The sequence below is a fragment of the Phenylobacterium sp. genome (genome assembly GCF_036963605.1).
In the GTDB taxonomy this organism is placed as follows: domain Bacteria; phylum Pseudomonadota; class Alphaproteobacteria; order Caulobacterales; family Caulobacteraceae; genus Phenylobacterium.
Genome location: NZ_JBALUY010000142.1, coordinates 1 through 981 on the forward strand (window position 1 = coordinate 1; position 981 = coordinate 981).

The following is a 981-nucleotide window of genomic DNA, read 5'->3' on the forward strand; positions in this document are numbered from 1 at the left end:
CATTATCACCATCGTTGAAATCGGCACGCGGCATAATGCCGAATTCCTGCGCGCCGTCTTGAACGGCCTTGAGAATATCCCACTTTAGTCGCTGTTTACTGACCTTCCAGTTGCCGCCCTGCCGGTGCAGTTCCGTATCGCCGCCGTGGTGGTCTTCGGATTTCAAGAAGTAGGGCAGCACATCGTCCCAGCCCCATCCGGTATTTCCCAATTGACGCCAGTGGTCATAATCGGCGGCCTGCCCGCGCATATAGATCATGCCGTTGACCGACGTGCAGCCGCCCAACACCTTGCCCCGCGGGTAAACAAGGCTGCGCCCGTTCAGCCCCGGATCGGGTGCAGTCTGCATCATCCAGTCCGTGCGCGGATTGCCGATACAATAAAGATACCCTACGGGGACATGCACCCAGTGATAATTGTCGGACTTGCCTGCCTCTAGCAACAAGACCCGGGTCTTCGGGTTTTCGCTCAGCCGGTTGGCCAGCACGCAGCCTGCAGTCCCTGCCCCGATGATGATATAATCATAGTCGCCATCAAGGCTGGACGTGTCCGTCATATCGCGCTCCCTCATTCGCGGCTCTCGGACCCGCAGCCGTCATCAAAACACGCTTTCATGTTCTGTCGCGGCTCAAAAGGGTTTTCTTGCCAAGTCATCCGCAATTGCAGCGGCACGCCTGCGATACCTAGGACGACGTATGCCCGTTACACCGACAGATATTGATCGCGAATTTCGGGCTGTGATTGCAGGGACGCCAGCGAGCCTGCGAATTTTTGGGTGCCGTGCTCGATGATCACCACCGCATCGGCCACGGCCTGGGCGAAATGCAAATTCTGTTCCGACAAGAGCACCGTTAACCCTTCGTCTTTAAGCTGCAGGATCACACGGGCCATCTGTTCGACAATCACCGGCGCGATCCCTTCTGAGGGCTCATCTAGCAGGATGAACGCGGGATTGCCCATTAAGGTCCGTGCGATGGTCAG

1 protein-coding gene and 1 pseudogene are annotated in these 981 nt (G+C 57.3%); both read right to left on the reverse strand.

Going from position 1 to position 981, the window contains the following annotated elements:
* A partial coding sequence (locus V7702_RS16740; RefSeq protein WP_335651210.1) for a GMC family oxidoreductase occupies positions 1 to 556 on the reverse strand: 556 nt, incomplete at its 3' end.
* 146 nt (positions 557 to 702) lie between these two features.
* Positions 703 to 981 (reverse strand): annotated as a pseudogene (locus tag V7702_RS16745) (hypothetical protein); the annotation flags it as partial.